Source organism: Paenibacillus sp. YN15, assembly GCF_003285005.1.
Taxonomy (GTDB): Bacteria; Bacillota; Bacilli; order Paenibacillales; family NBRC-103111; genus Paenibacillus_AR.
In genome coordinates, this window is the sequence record NZ_QMFA01000018.1 from 53188 (window position 1) to 72515 (window position 19328).

At 59.4% G+C, this 19328-nt stretch carries 17 protein-coding genes and 1 riboswitch; of the genes, 6 read left to right on the forward strand and 11 right to left on the reverse strand.

Going from position 1 to position 19328, the window contains the following annotated elements:
• Positions 1-48: 48 nt before the first annotated feature.
• The 4 genes from DQG13_RS15715 to DQG13_RS15730 form a co-directional block, all read right to left on the reverse strand.
• Entirely contained in the window at positions 49-2382 is a 2334-nt protein-coding gene (locus DQG13_RS15715; protein ID WP_113020732.1) for an ATP-dependent DNA helicase, read from the reverse strand.
• Complete coding sequence (locus DQG13_RS15720) at positions 2379-2876, reverse strand: isochorismatase family protein (RefSeq protein ID WP_113020733.1); 498 nt, start codon at positions 2874-2876, stop codon at positions 2379-2381. Before DQG13_RS15720 ends, DQG13_RS15715 begins: the two co-directional genes overlap by 4 nt.
• 213 nt (positions 2877-3089) lie before the next feature.
• Entirely contained in the window at positions 3090-3329 is a 240-nt protein-coding gene (locus DQG13_RS15725; protein WP_113020734.1) for a hypothetical protein, read from the reverse strand.
• Between the two features lie 160 nt (positions 3330-3489).
• A complete protein-coding gene (locus DQG13_RS15730; protein ID WP_258525698.1) occupies positions 3490-5538 on the reverse strand; it encodes a WG repeat-containing protein in 2049 nt (682 codons plus the stop codon).
• 288 nt (positions 5539-5826) lie between these two features.
• Between DQG13_RS15730 and DQG13_RS15735 the strand changes: the two genes are divergently transcribed.
• Positions 5827-6627: an HNH endonuclease gene (locus DQG13_RS15735; protein WP_113020736.1), complete on the forward strand. Its 801-nt coding sequence runs from the start codon at positions 5827-5829 to the stop codon at positions 6625-6627.
• A gap of 45 nt (positions 6628-6672) precedes the next feature.
• Here DQG13_RS15735 and DQG13_RS15740 read toward each other — a convergent pair whose 3' ends face one another.
• Positions 6673-7773 (reverse strand): GGDEF domain-containing protein, encoded by a 1101-nt coding sequence (locus tag DQG13_RS15740; RefSeq protein ID WP_181592780.1) that lies wholly within the window; start codon positions 7771-7773, stop codon positions 6673-6675.
• A 286-nt stretch (positions 7774-8059) separates the two neighbouring features.
• On the opposite strand from DQG13_RS15740, the gene DQG13_RS15745 reads away from it, so the two are divergent.
• Complete coding sequence (locus DQG13_RS15745) at positions 8060-8965, forward strand: SDR family oxidoreductase (protein ID WP_113020738.1); 906 nt, start codon at positions 8060-8062, stop codon at positions 8963-8965.
• A 9-nt stretch (positions 8966-8974) separates the two neighbouring features.
• On the opposite strand, the gene DQG13_RS15750 is transcribed toward DQG13_RS15745, so the two are convergent.
• Positions 8975-11080, reverse strand: coding sequence for an RCC1 domain-containing protein (locus DQG13_RS15750; RefSeq protein ID WP_113020739.1), 2106 nt, complete (start codon positions 11078-11080; stop codon positions 8975-8977).
• 695 nt (positions 11081-11775) lie between these two features.
• On the opposite strand from DQG13_RS15750, the gene DQG13_RS15755 reads away from it, so the two are divergent.
• Together DQG13_RS15755 and DQG13_RS15760 are read left to right on the forward strand one after the other, a co-directional pair.
• Complete coding sequence (locus tag DQG13_RS15755; RefSeq protein WP_113020740.1) at positions 11776-12162, forward strand: DoxX family protein; 387 nt, start codon at positions 11776-11778, stop codon at positions 12160-12162.
• Between the two features lie 117 nt (positions 12163-12279).
• Positions 12280-12507, forward strand: coding sequence for a hypothetical protein (locus DQG13_RS15760; RefSeq protein ID WP_113020741.1), 228 nt, complete (start codon positions 12280-12282; stop codon positions 12505-12507).
• Positions 12508-12593: 86 nt separating this feature from the next.
• Here the strand turns inward: DQG13_RS15760 and thiM are convergent, their stop codons facing one another.
• The 5 genes from thiM to DQG13_RS15785 form a co-directional block, all read right to left on the reverse strand.
• Entirely contained in the window at positions 12594-13403 is an 810-nt protein-coding gene (gene thiM, locus DQG13_RS15765; protein ID WP_113020742.1) for a hydroxyethylthiazole kinase, read from the reverse strand.
• A 70-nt stretch (positions 13404-13473) separates the two neighbouring features.
• A riboswitch (TPP riboswitch) is annotated at positions 13474-13582 on the reverse strand.
• Between the two features lie 81 nt (positions 13583-13663).
• Complete coding sequence (locus DQG13_RS15770; protein WP_113020743.1) at positions 13664-13984, reverse strand: cupin domain-containing protein; 321 nt, start codon at positions 13982-13984, stop codon at positions 13664-13666.
• A 139-nt stretch (positions 13985-14123) separates the two neighbouring features.
• Entirely contained in the window at positions 14124-14639 is a 516-nt protein-coding gene (gene def / locus DQG13_RS15775) for a peptide deformylase (RefSeq protein WP_113020744.1), read from the reverse strand.
• A gap of 2 nt (positions 14640-14641) precedes the next feature.
• Complete coding sequence (locus DQG13_RS15780) at positions 14642-14884, reverse strand: helix-turn-helix domain-containing protein (protein ID WP_113020745.1); 243 nt, start codon at positions 14882-14884, stop codon at positions 14642-14644.
• Positions 14885-15238: 354 nt separating this feature from the next.
• Positions 15239-15793, reverse strand: a complete 555-nt coding sequence (locus tag DQG13_RS15785) for a guanylate kinase (RefSeq protein ID WP_113020746.1) — start codon at positions 15791-15793, stop codon at positions 15239-15241.
• An 88-nt stretch (positions 15794-15881) separates the two neighbouring features.
• Here DQG13_RS15785 and DQG13_RS15790 point away from each other — a divergent pair, with 88 nt between their 5' ends.
• The gene (locus DQG13_RS15790; RefSeq protein ID WP_181592781.1) at positions 15882-17471 is read left to right on the forward strand and encodes a histidine kinase N-terminal 7TM domain-containing diguanylate cyclase; all 1590 of its coding nucleotides are present in this window, start codon (positions 15882-15884) and stop codon (positions 17469-17471) included.
• Positions 17472-17654: 183 nt separating this feature from the next.
• Complete coding sequence (locus DQG13_RS15795; protein WP_113020748.1) at positions 17655-19286, forward strand: TolB family protein; 1632 nt, start codon at positions 17655-17657, stop codon at positions 19284-19286.
• Positions 19287-19328: the final 42 nt, after the last annotated feature.

The window sequence follows — 19328 nt, forward strand, 5'->3', positions numbered from 1 at the left end:
GGTCCCAATTTATCCAGACAAGGATAATATGGCACAAAAGGGCGGAGTTCAGCCTTCCTGATCCTTCCAATTATTTTTGGGCTCTATGGTTTCCGGAGGCTTCCACTCATCCGGCAGCAGGTCCCAATAAGGCGGCTGCCTGTAGCGGTCATCCGCCAGCAGCAGGGTTCCCGTATCCGCCTCGGAACGGATCAGTCTGCCCCCGGCTTGCAGCACCTTGCCCATGCCGGGGTACACATAGGCATACTGGAACCCGTCGCGTCCGCGGCGGTCGTAATACTCCTTGATCAGATTGCGCTCCAGCCCCACCTGAGGCAGGCCCGCCCCGATTACGGCCACCGCCTTCAATCGGTCTCCGGGCAGATCGATCCCCTCTGAAAAAATCCCTCCCAGCACCGCAAATGCCAGTACGGGCGTTTCCCCATCCGGACGAAAGCAAGCGAGAAAGGCCTCCCGCTCCTCCTCGCCCATTCCGGCTTCCTGAAGCAATATCTGACGGCCGTGAGCAGGAAACTCCTCCATAAAATGGGCATGTACCTTGCGCATATAGTCGTAGGAGGAGAAGAACACAATTCCATTGCCCGGCTGCTGCTGAAGCAACGCTGCAATCAGCCCGGCAACAGGCCCGATATTCTGCTCCCGGTCCCGGTAACGGATGGAGACAGGGGCGTGAAGCACCCGCAATTGTTCCTTGCGGAAGGGGGAGGGAACGGCCAAACCATAATCCTCCCCGCCTCCTCCCAGCAGCTCCTGATAGAACCGGATAGGCGCCAGGGTGGCGGAGAAGAACACATGGCTCCGGAGCCCCTTGCCCGCCTGCTCCAGCTGCGCGGAGGGGTTGAGGCAATACAGCCGCAGGCGCAGCTCATGCCGCTCCTCCTCCAGATAAACGGCGTATTCCTCGCCGAACCCTTCGGCCACGCGGAGATAACCCAGCACCGCATAGTAGGTGTCGGCCAGCAGACTGTCCCCGGGGCCGCTTTGGGGCGCGGAGCCGGATGCCAGCAGGCCTTCCGCCTCCTGGCGGAACTCCTCCAGCAGGGGCTGCAGCTCCTCCGGGGGAGCCGCCAGGCGGGGGCTGCCGCCCTCCTGGAGTTTTTTGCGCATGGCGATGAACCAGGCGTTAATGGCCCGGGCAGACCGGTACAGGCCGGCCGCGCTTTTGAAGCTCCGCTTCAGCTGGAGAAAAGCGGATTTGTCCAGAACGGCGGAATACATCTCCCTGGCCCGGTCGGGCAGATTATGGGCTTCGTCCGCCAGTACAACGGTTTTCTTGCGGTCGCCGTCCCCCAGCCGCTTCAGCGCCACCACCGGATCAAACACATAGTTATAGTCGCCGATCATGGCATCGGATGCATAGGCGGCATCCAGAGACAGCTCGAAGGGACAGACCCGGTGCTTTCGGGCGTAGCGCTCCACAACATGGCGGGTTATGGCCGTTTCATGACCGAGGAGATCCAGGATGGCCCCGTTCACTCTGTCATAGTGCCCATCCGCATACGGACAGGCCTCCGGGGTGCAGCGGACCTCCTCCTGGAAGCAGATTTTCTCCTTGGCGGTCAGCGTTACCCGGCGGAACACCAACCCCTGCCTGTCCATCAGGCCAAAGGCCTCTTCGGCGGCGGCGCGACCGGTAGTCCGGGCGGTAACATAAATCACCCGCTCCAGCAGCCCCCCGCCAACCGCCTTAACGGCGGGAAACAGCGTGGACATGGTTTTGCCGGTTCCGGTAGGCGCCCGGACAAACAGCTTGCGCCCTTCGGCAATGGCCTGGTAAACCGCCCCCGCCAGCTTGCGCTGGCCGGGACGGTAATCGGCATACGGGAAGGGCAGCGCCTTGCTGCTGGACCCGCGCAGGGCCAGATGCGCCGCATTCATCCGGGCAAAGGGGGCATAGGCGGCAATCATGCCGGCCACTGTCTCCTCCAGCTCCGCGGAGGAGAACGGCCGGGTAATGGCTTGGCGTTGGCCCGAACCGGTGTGAACATACAAGAGGCGCACCCGGATGGCGTCCACCCCCTCCTGTCGGGCATACAGACAGGCATAGCAGCAGGCTTGGGCCCAATGAACGGGCAGCCCCGCGGCGATGGCGGGAGAATCCAGGGACCCTGCGGTGGACTTGATCTCCTCGATGAAGACCCCTTCTTCGTCCTGCCTTAAGCCGTCGCATCGCCCCTCCAGCCGGAACAGCAGCTCCTCAAAGGGGAATTCCCCCGCCAAGAGCACCTCCGTCCGGTCCTCGGGCCCGTACTCCGCCTGAATGGCCTTGTGGACCCGCGTTCCTTCAGCCAGCGGGGCGCTTGTCCGGAAGCCGGCCTCGATGCTTCCGGCGCGGTGGACATATTCGGCCAGCCCGCGGACAGAGATGGAGATAATGCTCACTGCTGCGCTTCCAGAATGGCGTCAATAACCGGATAGGAGATCATATTCCGGTCCCGGGTCACTTCGGCAACCACAGAGGGGTTTTTGCTGACGATGCCTTTTTGCAGCATGACGGTTTTGAAGCCGCGCTCCGTACCGCCCCCATAGGTAAAGGTTACGCAATATTCCGCGGAAAAGCCGGATACGATCACCAAATCCGCCTTCTCCCGGCGCAGCAGCTCCTCCAGATCCGTCTGCCAGAAGGCGTTGTTGAAGGTTTTCCAAACCGTGTGGTCCTCCGGCCCGACGGTTACCTGGGGAATGATTTCGCAGCCCAAATCCTCCTTGGACTGGCCCGGATCAAGATGCCGCACATGCACAACGCAATGCCCCTTGGCCCGCAGCTTCTCCGACACGTAATTGATATACTCGCAGGCGGCCTCCGCCCCGCTCTCCTTCACGCAATCTCCCAGATACGCAAGCTGCATATCCACAATCAGCAACGCCAGTTTCATGTCCGTTGTCCCCTTCCGCTTCTTTCGGATATTCAAACACTTGTTCCTATTTTACTCCTTGGCCTGGGGGCTGGCAATGGCGCCGCACGAAAAACCGGCCGCGGGAGCGGCCGGATCATGCTTGCGGGACGGGATGCTGCGATTAAGGAAGCTCTTTTTCCGCTATTACTCTGAAAATTCCACCCCCGCCCCTGCGTTACATTACGCTTAAGGCTACGGCTTGAACACAAACAGCTTTTTCCCCAAATGGGCATCGTTCACCTTCCGGGACACGGCGGAGACATACCGGTCCAGCGATTCAGCAAACTCCGCATCCCCCAGCGCCTGGACCGGGAAGTCGGAGAAGCCGGGGCCGCCCCCTTTATGCCTCCAGCGCCCGTCCAAAAACACATAGCCTTTTCCGCACAGCACAGCCCGTTTGCTTTCATTGGCCTTGGTGCCCATGGGCAGCATCAGTCCTCCCCGGAATGTGATGGGATTAGGATGCCGCGCCGGGGCCGGAACTACCCATGCGGATGTCTGGCAGGACTGGCTGGCTCAGACTTGTGGCGATGGGTCAGTTATAGGCGACAGACTCAGACTGCGAGCGATAGATCAGTCATGGGTGACAGACTCAAACTTGCGGGTGGAAGGAGCGCCAGAAGGCGCCATTTTTGTCCAGAATCGGGTCCAGCTCGGTGAAAGGTACTGTAAACTCCGGGAACCCCGCGGCATAAGGAGCAATCTCATAGGGGGCAAACAGCAGATGGAGATCATTCTCCGTCACATAGAACAGCTGGTCTGCCGAGATGCCCTTGTAATTATCCGGCCAGACATAGGGATAGGCGCCGCTGGCGATCTGTTTTTTGACAATGGCACTGAGCACCTTGAGATAATCGCTGTCCGGCTTGAACAGGTCCTTCAGCTCATAGAACCGGCCTGTGCCCAGATCAATCGGCGGGTACACCCGGGACGGCATGCCGTGGGCCGCGCCGAAGGGATAGTCATACCCCTCCAGCAGCAGCTGCAGCAGCCTGCCGCGGTAGAAGACCACCTGGAAGTCGCCGGTATAGGAGGACTCCAGCTGCTGCGACGCAGGGACGGGTTTGACCTTGGAAAGTTCCGCCAGCCGCCGGTTTACTTGCTCCCGGACAGAGGGAGGGGTGATGCCCTCCACCTGGGGATAATACACCAAATAGTCTTTGTTGGGCTTATACTTGAGCTCCTTCACACTGTACGGAGGCGTCAGCGGGATCACCGTGTTCTGTGCCCACACCACCCGGCCTGCCGGAGTCAAATAGGACAGCCGGTTATCCACCTGGGCCCGGATCAGATTGCCTTCAAAGGACAGGGTGCCGCTGCCCGGAACAAGGGGAAGCCGGGTGATCCGTTTGCCGTCTGGTCCGATGAAGAAGGTGCTGCGGGCATCCTGGGCGGAAGCGGCTCCCCTATTGAAATTCTGGACATCCAGATACTGAAAAGCGGAATACAGCTTGCCGTTCAAATCGGAAATGGCATAGCTCGTGCCCAAATACGGCCTGGCCGGGTCAATGGGCTTGCCCAGCGCTGCGCGGTCCTGGCCCAACAGCCGGATGTCCGCGTAGCCTGCCGCCGGAATGGTGAACTTGCCGCTGGTGTCGATCACCCCGTAATTGGCGCCGTAGTCCTCCGCCGTATTGACCACCGCCCGCCCCTGCTGAAAGGGCTGCGCCCCGGTAAAAGCGGGAGCAATGACCACCGCCCCCTGCTCATTCACATACCCGTATTTGCCGCCGTCGGTGGCTTGATACGCCATTACCCCTTCGGAAAGGGGTCCTACAAACGCATAGGGCAGCTCCGTCAGAGTTTCCCCCTGCAGGCCGATCAGGCGGTACAGCCCGTCTTTTACCTTGACTACGGCTTTGCCGTTGCGGAAATCCGTGCCCTCCATAAAAGTGGCGGGAATAACCTCCGCGCCGTCCCGGTCCAGATAACCGTAGGCCGCATTCCCCTCCGGGCTGCTCAGATAGAACAGGGCCCGCCCGTCGCTGTAGGGCTGGATATAGGTGTACACCTTGTCTGGCGGCGTCACCCGCCTGCCCTGCTCGTCGATGACGTATGCCCCCTTGTCATCGGACACAACCGCTCTTCCCTCGGAGAACTCTCCGATGCTGTCAAACCGGGGCTCCACTACAAATTGCCCGCCGGTGTTGATAATCCCGTTTTTGCCGCCTTTGGAAACAACGGCAAGCCCGTTATTCTGGAAATTCTCCGCATAATCATAGACGGGAGCAAGCCGCATCTTGCCGCCGGCGTCCACATAACCCCACATTTGGCCGGAGGTGGTGTTGACGCTTGCGGGGAACAAAGCCGGAGCCCGGCGGGCATAACCGCTCTCCCCGGCCGCAGACAGCGCATAGCGCACACGCTCGGCCGGCCCTTCCGCCGTCCAGTCCATCACTGACAGGGAGGCCTGCGCCTCCGCCGCCCAGCCCACCACCAGATTGTGGCCGCTTCTGCCGTTGACCGCGGCGGGCACCGCATAAAAGGCCTGCACCGCCACCTCCGGCCACCGCCAGCGGCCGGTTTCCATCCAGCCCCAGCCGCTGTATTTGTAAACCGTCAGCCATAATCCGTCCTGGGCCCGGGACAGCGCCGCCGCTTCCCAAATCCCATCCCCATCAAAATCTCCCACTGCATTCATGCTCAAGGCGATCCCTCCTAAGGATGCTATCCAAAGGATAGCCTGCATCGCAAGCCGAAGCTAAGGGCTTTCCGTCAGGAAGCCCGCATTGCAAGCCTAAGCTGCGCAAGGTATATGCCATAAGCATATGGGAACACAAGGTTGGAAATGCCTCCGCGGCCCATGAAATTCGCAACATGCACGCGCCGCGAAAATCCGCTACAATAGAAACAAGCCCTTGGAAAAGCTTTCCCAAGCGGCTGCAATGAATCCGATATCCATACCCTCATATAAAAGGAAGGTACTCCCATGCTTCAGGAGCCCCAGTCTCCGAGAGACGATGAATTGGCTGCGGAATCCGCGGAAGAGGCGGATGCGCAGCGACTCTGCCCACGCTGCAACATGCATAAGCCCCTGTCCCACTTTATGAAGCGGACAGGCAAACGTTCAAGCAAAAACGCCCGCCGCGGCATGTGCCGGGCTTGCCGCAAAAAAACCAAAAAGCTGCGCCGTCCCACCGCTCAGGAGAACCATCTCCCGGAGCAGAGCGCAGCCCCTGCCGCGGGCAACCCGGCCTCGGCGGCAGACGCCGTGCGCCGGACCCTTGCGGGCGCTGACGGCAGCATGTCTGCCGCAGCTCCCGGCGCGCCAGAGGAAGAGTATCCCCTGCAGCTGCCCATGCGCAGGCTCAGCAGGCGCCCCTTGCCGGAGCCGCCGCCCAAACCTCCCGGACCCGATGCTTCCGTGCTGCGCCCCACCAGGGAGGGCATTATCCGTATGCGCGGGCATACGGACAAGGGCCGCCGCTGGGTGCAGGAGACGGATTTGGAGACGGCCTCCGTCCTGGTCAGGGAGTTCGCCGCCGTGGTGGTCAACGCCCATACCATCCGCCGCCTTTATTCCAACAAGAAATTCAAGCGCTACATCCTGATGCGGGACCAATACACCTGCTATTTTTGCGGGGAATACGGCGATACCATCGATCATCTGCTGCCCCGCTCCCGGGGCGGCCACACAACGCCCATGAACTGCGTCTGCGCCTGCTCGCTGTGCAATCAGAGCAAGGCCAACCGCAGTCTGGAGGATTTTATGGAAGGGATAGAGGAGTAGCGTAGCGTTTGCCGAAGCATCCGCTTTTGCCCCGGTTGGGCGAGCTCAGACCTCATCGGTTGTCAGATGGTCGCAAATCCGGTTGCGGCCCTTGCGTTTGGCTTGGTACAGGTAAGCATCGGCATGCTCCAGAAGACGGTTCGCCTCCATACCTTTGCCGTAGGGATGGAGGCCGATGCTTATCGTCACCCGCCGCCCCCCCAGCTCGGGATGCTCCAACAGCTCCATATTGATCCGTATCCGCTCCAGAACCTGGCGGACCTCCCCCAGTGTCCGGTCCGTGAAGACAATGGTAAACTCCTCGCCGCCGTAGCGGGCGGCAAAATCGCTGCTGCCCACTCCCTCCCTGATCACCGAAGCCATCCGCTTCAGCACCTGATCCCCGGCCTGATGCCCAAAGGTATCATTCACCGACTTGAAGAAATCCACATCCAGCATCGCCACATGAAGCGAAAACCCTTCCGAATCCGCATACCGCAGCAGCATCTCCAGATGCTCGTTCAACGCCGCCCGGTTGTATAGGCCGGTCAAGGGGTCGGTCCGCACCATTTTATCCTTGATCACGTTCTGAATCATCAAATTCTGCTTGTCCACCGATTCCATCCGCAGCTCCTGCAGAAGCTCCATGCCCCGCTCCATGGAATTCATGGCGATAAAGGCGGAGACGGCCAGAATAACAGGGATGGCCAGCCATTCCACCATAGATGTCCGGTCCCGCAGCACGGGAAACAAGGCAGTGACAATCAGGAAAGCGAACACATTCATAAGCGCTGTATACACCACAAAACGGCGCTGGAAATACATAATGGAAACCACAATCGGCAGAATCCACAGAGCCTGGATATAGTCCAAACGATGATGGGCAACAATCAGCACAGAGCAGATCAGCGTGGTCATGCCGACTATCACCCAATGATATGCGCTTTTCAGCCGCAGGTAAAGAAACTCGCCCACGCAGAGAATGGCGAAGTTGATGCCGCCGGGAATAATCAGGTACTTCAATTGGGCCTCCCAGCCGCCTCCCCTGCTGATCAGGAGCAGAATCTCCTCCACCAGCAGGACCAGGAGCAGCATCCACCAGAACGAGTTGAGAGACTTCCGATTCCACCGTCGGTTATTCAAGCCGAGAAAATCATCCTGCTTCATGTTCTTGTCTCCCGTAAATCCGACCTTGTCCTTATAATGCATATAGGTCTTTGCGCCCATTGACTTGGGTAGTAATTCGACATTGTTTTAGCAATTCCTTTATTATGCAGAAAATATAGAATAGGTGAATTGTTATACATTTTATCCCGTTTTTATCCAGACCAACCCTTGTTCGGGAGCCCCTCCCGCCGGCCGCTTTTCCATCCGCCTCATTCACCCTTTCCCCAATATGGAATATGGTGGAAACATAGGCATTCATCCTGTATGAGACGGAGGTTTTTTTCGTATGGATTGTTATCCGGTTTACCCTTATTACGGCAAAACAACAGAATGGAAAGAGGAGCCCGTGTCCTTCCCGCCCCAGCACCAGCCGGTTCAGCCCGGCCTGGAGTACGTCATGAATCCGCGGCCCATCTTTGAAAACCCGGCTTACCGGGGCAGCGGGAAGCTGGCGGGACGCACGGCCATTCTGTCCGGCGGCGACAGCGGTATCGGCCGGGCCACGGCCATTGCCTTTGCCAAGGAAGGCGCCAGCCTGGTTATCCCCTACCTGTACGAGGAGCGGGATGCGGAGGAAACCAGGAGGCGGATTGAAGAGCTGGGAGGCCGCTGTCTTTTTATGCGCATCGACCTGCTCCACAAAAAAGCCTGCCAGGAAGTGGTGGATTGCGCCATCAGCACCTTTGGCAGACTGGATATTCTGGTGAACAACATGGGGGTACAGTACCCCCAGGAAAAACTGACGGATATCACCGAGGAGCAGCTGGAGCATACCTTCCGCACCAATGTCTTCTCCTATTTCTTCATGACCCAGGCGGCCCTCCCCCATCTGAAGCCGGGCAGCTCCATTATCAATACCGCCTCGATTACGGCCTACCGCGGGGAAAAGACCCTCCTGGACTATTCCGCAACCAAAGGAGCCGTTGTTTCGTTCACCCGTTCCTTGGCCATGAATCTGGTGGAGCAGGGCATCCGGGTTAATGCGGTGGCCCCCGGCCCCACCTGGACGCCGCTGATCCCCTCCAGCTTCTCCGCCGCCCGGGTAGCCCGGTTCGGCACGGAAACGCCCATGAAACGCGCGGGCCAGCCCTTCGAGCTTGCCCCCGCCTATGTGTACCTGGCTTCGGATGACTCCCGGTACATGACCGGAGAGACAATCCATGTCAACGGCGGGGACTTCATTACCAGTTGAGGCGGCGGCTCAGGGAAACGGGACGATTCCCGGCACGGAGTCGCCTTGCCCGAAGGGATTGTAGCCCAGGAGGCTGACTTGGTTCCGGTCATTGACCAGCACATGGTAGTGAAGACCCGGACCCTCAATATTGTAATCATAAAATGAGGACATGAGCTTAATCGGCGCGGGAAGCGCTGCCTGGAGCCGGATCTTGTACCGCTCCTCGGCGGCTGTCCCGTCGGCATGCACCTGGAGGCTCCCGCTGATGCGGGCAACCTTCCGGGCATGGGCAGGCTGCACCTGGGGGCTTACCGACAGGATTTCCAGCGCGCCGGTGGACTTCTTCCACTCCATTTTCATATCGAGGCGGATTTCCCGGAGATCGCCGGTTTCCTCCAGCGCCCATACCTGCAGAGGCTCGGCGGTATGGAGGACATAGTCGTCCAAGGACAGCTCCTTCACCGGATGAAGCCCCATCACCGCACGGAACACATATCCTCCTTCCTTGGAACGGTCGGCGTAAAATACCTTGCCGTCCTCCGTCAGCGCCATAAACACATACGGATTCCCGTGGAGAGAACGAATCCGGCCGGTCCAGCCTCCTTCGGCGGCCACCTTTTCCGCCCCCGCAGGCACCAGGCCCGTAACTGCATAGCCTGCTGCGGCAATCTCCTGCCCATCGGCCCCTGCCGCCCGCTCCAAAAATACAAGCTCCAGATTCCCCCGGCCGTCCAGAAGAAGCAGCCGTTCCCCGCCGGCAGCCATTTCCTTCACCGGATCAGAGAGGGTCAGAGGCATGGAGGAGGCAAAATCCTTTTCCCACAGCCGGACCATCCCCGCCGTATCCAGGGTAACCGGATAATCCAGAACAAAGTGGAGATCCTTAAGGCCCGCTACATTCTGCACAGTCCCGATAGTCCGGTCCGGCTGCATGGTGCGGAGGGTTCCGTCCTCCATAATAAAGTAAGGGCGTCCCGGAGCCGCCACCGTCTTCCGCACCCCGGACAGCTCGCCCATATCCTCCCAGCGGTCCAGAATAACCGGGAGCCGTCCCAGCTGGCCGTCCATATTCCTGCCCCAGGTATACACCCGGCCCTGATCGTCCAGGGCCAAGGCATGGTGGTTGCCCGCTTCAAGACCAACGATGCCGGCCAGCCCTTCTATTTTCACAGGCTCCAGCACCGTCTCCGCGCCTGCCCCCAGAAGTCCGTCCGTATTCTTCCCGAATCCCCATACCGTCCCATCCCCGCGGGTAAACAGGCTGGTGCCTTCCCCGGCCACTGCCATCCTCACCGCGCCGGACAGCCGCGGCTCCGCCGCAAGCTTCTGCTCATGGGGAAGATAGCGCATAACCTCGCCATTTTCCAGTTGGATCAAAGCCTCATCCTCATAACCGGCAGCAACCGTTGCCACTCCCTGCGGCACTAGGACGGAATGGTTCTCCGGCTTCAGGATGTCTCCGCTTAACCCTGCCGCGTACCACAGCTTGCCGTTCTGCTCCTGGATAAAAAGTGAAAACGATGTGCCGTATATGGCCGACACCCCGGAAAAATTTCCGAAGCGCAGCGGCTTACCCGATTCTCTGGGCAGGTACCATACCGTCCCGTCCTTGCGCAGGGCAAACAGTGTGCCGAACATCTCATCCAGCTGCCGGATGGAGACAACCTCCGTCAGCCCCTCTACCTGCTGGGGAGCCTCCTGGTGCCTGGCTCCAAGCTTCAGAACATGGCCGTCGGTTCCCAGCAGATAATTCCGCGTCATCTGCGCCACCGGACGGTCCGCGGCGACCCGTTCCGGTCCGGTCTCTCCCTCCGGCGGGTTGAAGCCCCAGCCCCAACGCCAGGCGCCGCCCTCCTGGTCAATGGCAAAGGATAGGCCCGGCTTGCTCCCGTAGCCGGCCGCATCAAATATCCGCCCGGCGGCGATGGAGGCCACCGGAACCTTGCGTCCGGGCAGGGGGCTGGAAGCGGGCGGAACGGGCGGGGCTGCTGTGGCGCTGGGGGAAGGGGAGGCCGATGCCGCCGGCGTCTCCTCCGGCGCGGCCTGGCGGTCCCCTTCGCAGCCGAATACAAAAGCTGCCGCCAAAAACCATATGATAAAGAGTGCTGTTTGTCTGGCAGGACGACGAATCATGGGGGAAGCCTCCCTGTTTCACGGGCATTTTCAGACAGGGACCATCCCTGCCGATCTTATGCCTGTTGTTCTAAGATTAAAGACGCTTACAGCCAATGGAATGTTTCGCCAGGGGCTATTCTTTTCTTGTTGGCAACAACATCCGGAAGAGTTTTCCGCTAGTGGAGCAGCTGCACCGTTTTAGCGACCGGTAACGGAAGATGTTTTCCGCTAGGGGCAGCCTGCCCCCGCCTGGACTCGCGTCCTGCCTATCCCTGCACCCCGGGGGAGCTGAGCACAGCGGAACTGAGCGACTCTTACAGCCGCTTTTTCCGCTTATTCCCGTTCTAGCGGAACTGAGAAGCGCTTATCTGCCGCCGCGGCTTTATTTCCCCTCATTTTTGCCGTGCAACGTCGCATAAGGGTCTCTCAGTTCCGCAAAAAATCCAAATTCCCGTTTTTGCCACCATAAGAGTCGCTGAATTCCGTTACACAGGCTGCAGTCGGCTAAACCCGCCCAAAACGCACACGCTGCTGTCACCAATCCGCTATCCTAAAGTCCCTGCCGCAAGTTGGATGGTGCAGCAAACCATTGCCGGGGTTTGCACGCTCCATTTTTTAAAATAATTAGCTTTACAAAAGTAAGTTGATTATGATATTATACTTACATAAAGTAAGTTAATTTAAAAACAAAAGAAATATAAGGAGGAGTAAACATGTTGAACGCAGGTTTGCTGATTATACGGCTGGTAGTGGGATTGACCTTAATGGGGCACGGTGCGCAGAAGCTGTTTGGCTGGTTCGGAGGTTACGGTCCCAAGGGCACCGGCGGCTGGATGGAATCCATCGGCATGAAGCCCGGTGTGGCCATGGCGGTGTTGGCGGGTTTGGCGGAGCTGGTTGGCGGCCTGCTGTTCGCCGCAGGGCTGTGGCTGCCGGTTGCCGCCGTGCTGATTGCCGGCACCATGCTGGTTGCGATTGTGAAGGTGCACGGTCCCAATGGGTATTGGACTGATAAGGGCGGTTATGAATATAACCTTCTTCTGATCGCCGTAGCCGTCGCCCTTGCCCTGACCGGTCCCGGTCTGTATGCCATCGGCTGATCCCAGATTATTGAACGCCGCCCGGTTTGCGCCAGGCGGCGTTTTGGCGCGTTGTATAGAACCCTTGCCCGCAAGCCATAGTATGGGTAAAGATGGTGAGGAAGGGAGGCGGAGAGCTTGTGCCCTGATTTCCAGGAGGAGCAAAAGACAGCAGCGGGTTTCCCGAAGCCGGACGCCACAGTTGAAGGCGGCGGGGATGCAGAGGATGATGCGGAAGTGGCAGCCTTGACGGGATTGGCCCAATGGATCAACTGCCAGGGCGATTCGGCGGAAACAGCCGCTTTAATGGACCGGTTGGAAGCGGAGCTGCCCGGCAAGGTGGAGCGCGGCGGGGCGCCATCCTGAAGAAGCAGCGCATCGCCCATAATGAATCAGCCCCGTCAGGACGAGCCTGACGGGGCTTTTTTGCGGCGGCTGCCTGCTGATCCGGCTTACTCCACCCGGGTCAGAACAGCCGCTTTTTTGACAGTTGCGCCGTCTACCTGATGGAGCTGGTTCAGGAACTCCACCTGGAAGGTTCCCGGCCGGTCGCTGCCGGATACCTTCAGCGCCTCCTCGGCGGCTACGCCGTAATAGGCCAGGGCGGATACCGCCGCCTTGACCAGATCCTTCTCCACGGCGGCGAAAGCTCCGATCACCGAGGTGAGCAAGCAGCCGGTGCCGGTGACCTGGGTCAGCAGAGGGGTGCCGTTGCTGATTTTCCAGGTGATGCTGCCGTTGCTGACGATATCATCGGGACCGGTCACCACAACTACGCAGTCCAGCTTCCGGGCCGCCTGGCGGGCCAGATCCACCGCATCCGCTGCTGTGTCGCCTCCGTCCACACCCTTGATAGTGCCGGATTCGCCGATGACATTGGCCACCTCCGCGGCATTGCCGCGGAGGATGGACAGCTTCACCTCATTCATCATCTGCCGCGCCGTGTCGGTCCGGTACGGGGTGGCGCCTGCGCCAACGGGGTCAAATATTACCGGTACCCCATGGGCATTGGCCGAACGGCCGGCCACATGCATGGCATGGACCACGGCTTCATCCAGGGTGCCCATGTTCAGCACCAGGGCGCCGGCGATTTTGGCCATATCCGCCACTTCCTCCTTGGCGTAGGCCATCACCGGGGATGCGCCCAGAGCCAGGAGCCCGTTGGCTGTAAAGTTTGTCACCACCACATTGGTGATGTTGTGGACCAGGGGCTTTTGCTCCCGGACCTTGATCAGATTCTGCTCCAGCTCATGCAACTCCATTTTCGCCAACTCCTCTTCTTATCGATGGTGCATGTTCACAGAAAAAAAGACGCTTCGCCAATAGCAAAGCGCCTCAAACGGGCAAGCTCCCTGCGCTGGCATGATCCAACAGGTTCCAATGGTAAACGGCGGACAGCCGTACTCTCAGCCCGCTCCTGCGGACTCCCATGCTTCATATGCAATTACGATCATCTTACCAAGAAGACCTGCGGTTGGCAATGCGAAACGGCATCCCCGGCCGCGGCCCTGCGCTCCGAGAGCTAGAACTTCACCAGATCCTGGCGGATGGGAGTGAAGGTATCCAGCAGAGCCGAATCCTCCTCCAGCGCAGTCACTCCGTGTTTGGCGTTGCTGGGAATGGCGATGGTCTGCCCGGCGGAAATCTCCGTTTCCTTGCCGTCAATGCGGAACATAAACCGCCCGCGCAAGCAGTAGCTCATCTGCTCATGGGGATGGCTGTGCTCATACCCTTCCGCACCCGCGGCAAAACGGACCTCCATCATCATCAGGCTGCCCGCAGCGTTCAGAATGCACCGTTTGACGCCGGGCTCCGCATTTTCCCATACTCCGATATTGCTCATTCGTACCTGCCTCCTGTCTATTCTTGCTGCGCAGCTACGGTCCAGGCCGATGAAGCACCCGGCGCCGGAGCCGCACTTCCTTTTCTAAGGATACCTATCCGAGCGGGAGATGTCCATAGCCGCCTCGGGCTCTACGCCATCAGAGGGGCCTGGAGAGCTTCAGCACCTGCAATAGCGGCACCCGGCCGCTGCCGGATTCATGATACAGCCATTGCTCCTGCATATGGTCGATAAACAGCACCCCGTTCAGATGGTCCACCTCATGCTGGATGCACCGGGCCAAATAACCCTCCGCCTCCAATATGACCGTTTCCCCCTGGCGGTTCAGGGTGCTCACCTTTACCCGGTTGGCCCGTTTTACTTCACCGTAATAACCGGGATATGACAGACAGCCCTCGGTTCCCGTCTGCTCCCCGCTCAGCTCGAGAATTTCCGGATTGATCAGCTCCACCAGACCGTCGCCGCAATCCATCACAATCAGCCTCCGCAGAAGTCCCACCTGGGGAGCCGCCAGACCCGCCCTGCCGTCTGCCGCATACAGCGTTTCCGCCAGATCATCCAGCATCCGCAGCACCCGGGGCGTCAGCTCCTCCACCGGCTTTGCCGTCTTCCGCAGAATCGGATCGCCAAACGGCAAAATTTCTTTAACCGCCATCCTTATGCCCCCTTCGCCTGTTCCGGGGGTGTATACACCCAAAGATCGCCGGGGGTGCATTCCAGCGCCGTGCAGAGGGCATCCATCGTCTCCGCCTTCACCTGCTTGGGCGCCCCGTTCAACAGCGCGCTCACCGACGGGGCCGACAAGCTGTAGCCGGCTCTTTCCTTCAGCAAACGGGCCAAAGCCGCCCCTGTCCAGATATTCCGTTCCGCCATAATCTGGCGCAGCATCCATTCCAGCATATCCGCTCCCCCTTCCGTTTTTTAAGCTGATAACTCATTTATTTAAGCGTTGCCTAACAAATATACCACGCGCAGGCCCCTCCTGCAAACTTGCAATCAGGCCATGGGGATTTTAACGGCATCCATAGAAGTTATCGGGCCCAAAAGAGACGGCTGCGAGTCTAACGAAAGTTACAATTTCAAACGCCCGTTTTTGGCCAATAGCGTCCTTCGCCGCCGCAAACATGAATCTAGGAATACCCTAACGGCCGCATAGCTGATAAACTGGAAAAGGAGGGCGGCTGCCATTGTCTGCAGCTTCCCCGCATACTGTTCCCTTTACGCCAAAAACCCCCCGCGTAGGAGGGTGACTGTTTAGTCCCAAGGTTCCGTCAAAGAAATGCCAATCGCTTCAATAAAGTAAGCGGCCTGGTCCAGCTGCTGGTCGCGGTTGGGGATGATCAGATCGCAGCCGAACAGGTGGCGGACTTCTTCCTCGTAGCCGGCCAGCCGCCGCTCCTGCTCCTCCTGCGGCAGGCCCCGCTCCGCCAGACGCCGGGCGCATTGGTCTTTTTCCGCGTAGACGCCCACCAGCAGCACCTGATCCCGGAAGCGCTCCTTCACCTTGCGGGCGCCGGAAGCGTCCAGCACCACGGAGTAGGGGGTTGCGTCCTGGATGGCTGCGACAACGGATGCCATGGAGGTGCCATATACATTCCCCTGGTACTCCGTAATTTCCAGCAGCTCGCCGGAGGCGTACATGCCCCTCAGCTGGTCGGGGCTGCCGAAGTAATACTCTCTTCCATGGGCTTCTCCCTCCCGGGGAGAACGGGAGGTCCAGGTCACGATCCGGGGCAGGCCAAGCTTGGCCTGAAGCGTGCTTTTTCCCGCTGCGCTGGGACCCTGCAGAACAACTAGCCGATGCGACATGATACCGCCTCTTTTCACATTCGTATCCCTATATTATACAATAAAATCGGTTAACTGTTTATTTCTCATTTGTCAGGAGGAAGCGGGCTTGAATTCCGAGACTTTTATTTATATCACGCTTATTACCACCTCGGGGGCCCTGAACGCGCTCCTCTTTGTGTACGCCCTGGCCGACAAGACCCGCTCGCAGACCATGAGGGCCTTTATTGGAGTCACCGCAACGGCAGCCCTCTACTGCTTCGGCACCGCCCTGGAGCTGGCCAGCACCTCCCTTGCCGCGATTAAGCTCTGGATCAGTGTGGCTTATCTGGGCATGGCGTTTTCACCGCCGTTCCTGCTTATTCTGGTCAGCCGCTATACCGGAGCGGATAAGTGGCTTTCCCGCAAAGTAACCGGACTTCTATTCGTCATTCCGGCGATCACCTGCTTCCTGGTGGCAACGAATGATCTGCATCATCTGTTCTACAAATCCGTATTCCTGCGTGCGGATTCACCGTCTCCCATGGCGGGTATCGTCATCGGCCCCTGGTACATTATCCACGGCGCCTACACCTTCGGCAGCATGTTTCTGGGCGCCTGTCTGCTGGTAAGCCAATGGCGGACTGCCTCCACCGCATACCGAAAGCAAATTTTCACGCTGTTTCTGGGGACGATGCTGCCCATAATTGCAGCCTTCCTGTATCTTATGGGTGTGGTTCCCTATAATATGGACCCGGTTCCCTTTATTTTGATTATTACCACCACCTTGTATGTATGGGCGATCCGGACCACCGACCTGTTCCAGGTGGTTCCCATTGCCCGGAGCTATGTCCTTGAAAGCATGCGGGACGGTGTACTGGTGCTGGATCTGGCCGGGCGGCTGGTGGATTACAACCCGGCAGCCCGGCGCATGATTCCGGCGCTGTCCCCGGAACGGATCGGCCAGGCGGTGGACACTGTCTGGGCCGGAGAACCGGAAGAGGAGGCGGAACAGCTCTCCCGGAAGGCAAGCGAACAAGGGGAGGCGGAACAGACCTGGCGGACCCGCTGGACAGGGGAAGGCGGGGAACGCCACTACGAGATCCGCTCTCTGCCGGTGCGCGTAAAGAATCATCGCCAGGTAGGACGGATGCTGATGCTGATTGATGTGACGGAGCATGTCCGCTACGAAGAGCGGCTGCTCAAGCTGGCCTCCTATGACGGGCTGACGGGAATTTTCAACCGGGCCCGCTTTATGGAGGAGGCCGGCAGACTGGCGGCGGAGGCGGAGGAAAACCGCTCTGCTTTGTCCCTGGTGCTGTTCGATGTGGACCACTTCAAAAGCATCAACGACCGCCTGGGCCATTCAACGGGGGACCGGGCCCTGGTCCATCTGGCAGACATCTGCCAAAGAGAGCTGCGGCAGGGGGAACTTCTCGGCCGGTATGGCGGGGAGGAATTCGTCCTGTGCCTGCCCGGTACGGGATTGGCCGAGGCCATGCGGCGGACGGAGCAGATCCGGGCGGCCATCGCCGGCTCGCCTATGCCCGCCCCCGGCGGTCCGCTGCGGATGACGGCCAGCTTCGGCGTTGCGGAGGCGGGGGATGCGCATGCGGCGGGTTATGAGCTGGAGCCGCTGCTGCATGCCGCCGATCAGGCCCTCTACCGGGCCAAAGCCAGCGGCAGGAATGCGGTGCGCTGCAGCCTGGAATCCGGGTGAACCGCTTGGAACCCCTTGTAAGGGGCGCTCAGTTCCGCAAGGGCATGGTTTCTTCCTCCTGAGCAAAAGGGATAGTATCTGCATACGCATGCGGAGGAGCTCCCGCTGTATGGCTGCGCAACTTTATAAGGAAAGGAAGCGTCTCATCCATGGAAGGAAATTTCCATAAGGAGGATGACGCTTTTGTTTCCAACTTCATATAGACCTGTTGGCCGGCAGCTGCTAGCCGCTCTAATCCTGACGGGGGCCGTCGCCTGGGCAACCCCGGGGGAGACATCTGCCGCCGATACGCGCCTCACGGTTACCCTGCCTTCCTTTCAAGTGACGCTAAACGGACAAACCGTGAACAACCGCAACCGGGAATATCCGCTCATCGTGTACAATGACATCACCTATTTCCCCATGACCTGGTACGACTGCCGCTACCTCGGCCTGGAGAATGCCTGGTCCCCCGGGCAAGGACTCTCCGTGCAGCAAAGCAGCATCACCGCCCCTTATCATGACTATGCCTCCGCCGCCGCGGCGAACACGGCCCGCAGCTACCGGGCGGAGCTGGCTGAAGGCCCCATTGCCGTCAATGGGCAGACCATTGACAACCATACCGAAGAGTATCCCCTCCTGAGCTTCCGGGATATCACCTACTTCCCGCTGACCTGGCGCTACGCCCATGATGCCTTCGGCTGGGAGTATGACTGGAGCGAGTCCAGCGGGCTCTCCATCCGCTCCGCCAACCCGCAGGTAAAGGATGCGGGACTTCCCGAGTCGGCGGCCGGCAACGGCTTTGCCGTGTACAAGGGGTATTACTATTTTGCCGAGACAGACGGGGCGCTAAACCATATCTACCGCAGTCCTGTAAACGACCCGGCAGCCAAAGAGCACATCTACGAATACGACAACGGCTCCTCGTATCGTTCCAGCCCCAGACTAAGCTTCCAGATGAGGGACAGCAGCCTGTGGCTATACTACTATACCGGAGGACCTATCATGGGCAGCGATCATTATGTGCAGCTGAATGAGGACGGTACTGCCGAAGATGGGCCTTCCGGGAAAGTAGACTTCCGCGAATCCCCATTGGGCCGGGTGTTGGTGAACTACTTCGTGGCGCCCAGCCCGCCCAATCTGAAGCTTATCCCTGCCGGTTCTCCGGCTGAAGCCGAACCGGTTGTCCTGGGGGACCCTTCCATGATCTACGGCTGGGCCATTGCCATTTCCGACAATGGGGGAACGCTCTATGCAAAGGGGGATCTTCAGGTGATCGGCACCGATCTCTACACACATGGTTCTCCTTCTCCCGTCTCTCCGGACAATCGCCAGGAATCCAAGCGAATATGGCGGATTGATCTGAAGACCGGAAAACCCACGCTGATTTCCCGGGAGCCGGTGGACAAATTCAAGATCACAGACGATGGGCGCATCCTGTATATAAAAACAGCCGACGGCCGCCTCTACGCCTCCGATCTGTCCGGCGGGCAGGAGACATTGCTCTCCGGGGAGCACAAGGCGCATGAGTTCAGTTCGGTGGGCGGAGAAGTGTTTTACACCGTGCTGGCGGACGGTTGGATGCGCCAGCTCTACAAAGGGGCGGGCGGCGAGGAGCCGAAAGAGGTCAGCGGCGATTTCTTTTCTGCCGTACACTTCACTGGGGATCGGATTTTGGCGCAAACCCTTGGGCGGAGTCCCACCCTGAACGTCTACGACAGCCAGGGGGAGCTGCTGACGCGGATTGCAGGCACGGCGGAAGCCCTCTTCACGGATGGACAGCAGCTTTTGCTTAAGCTGGACGGAGAGGCTTCGTTAAAGATTTTCCAATTCTAGGGCAGGGGATTTTTGCATCCTCCCGGAGGCGTGGTATGATAA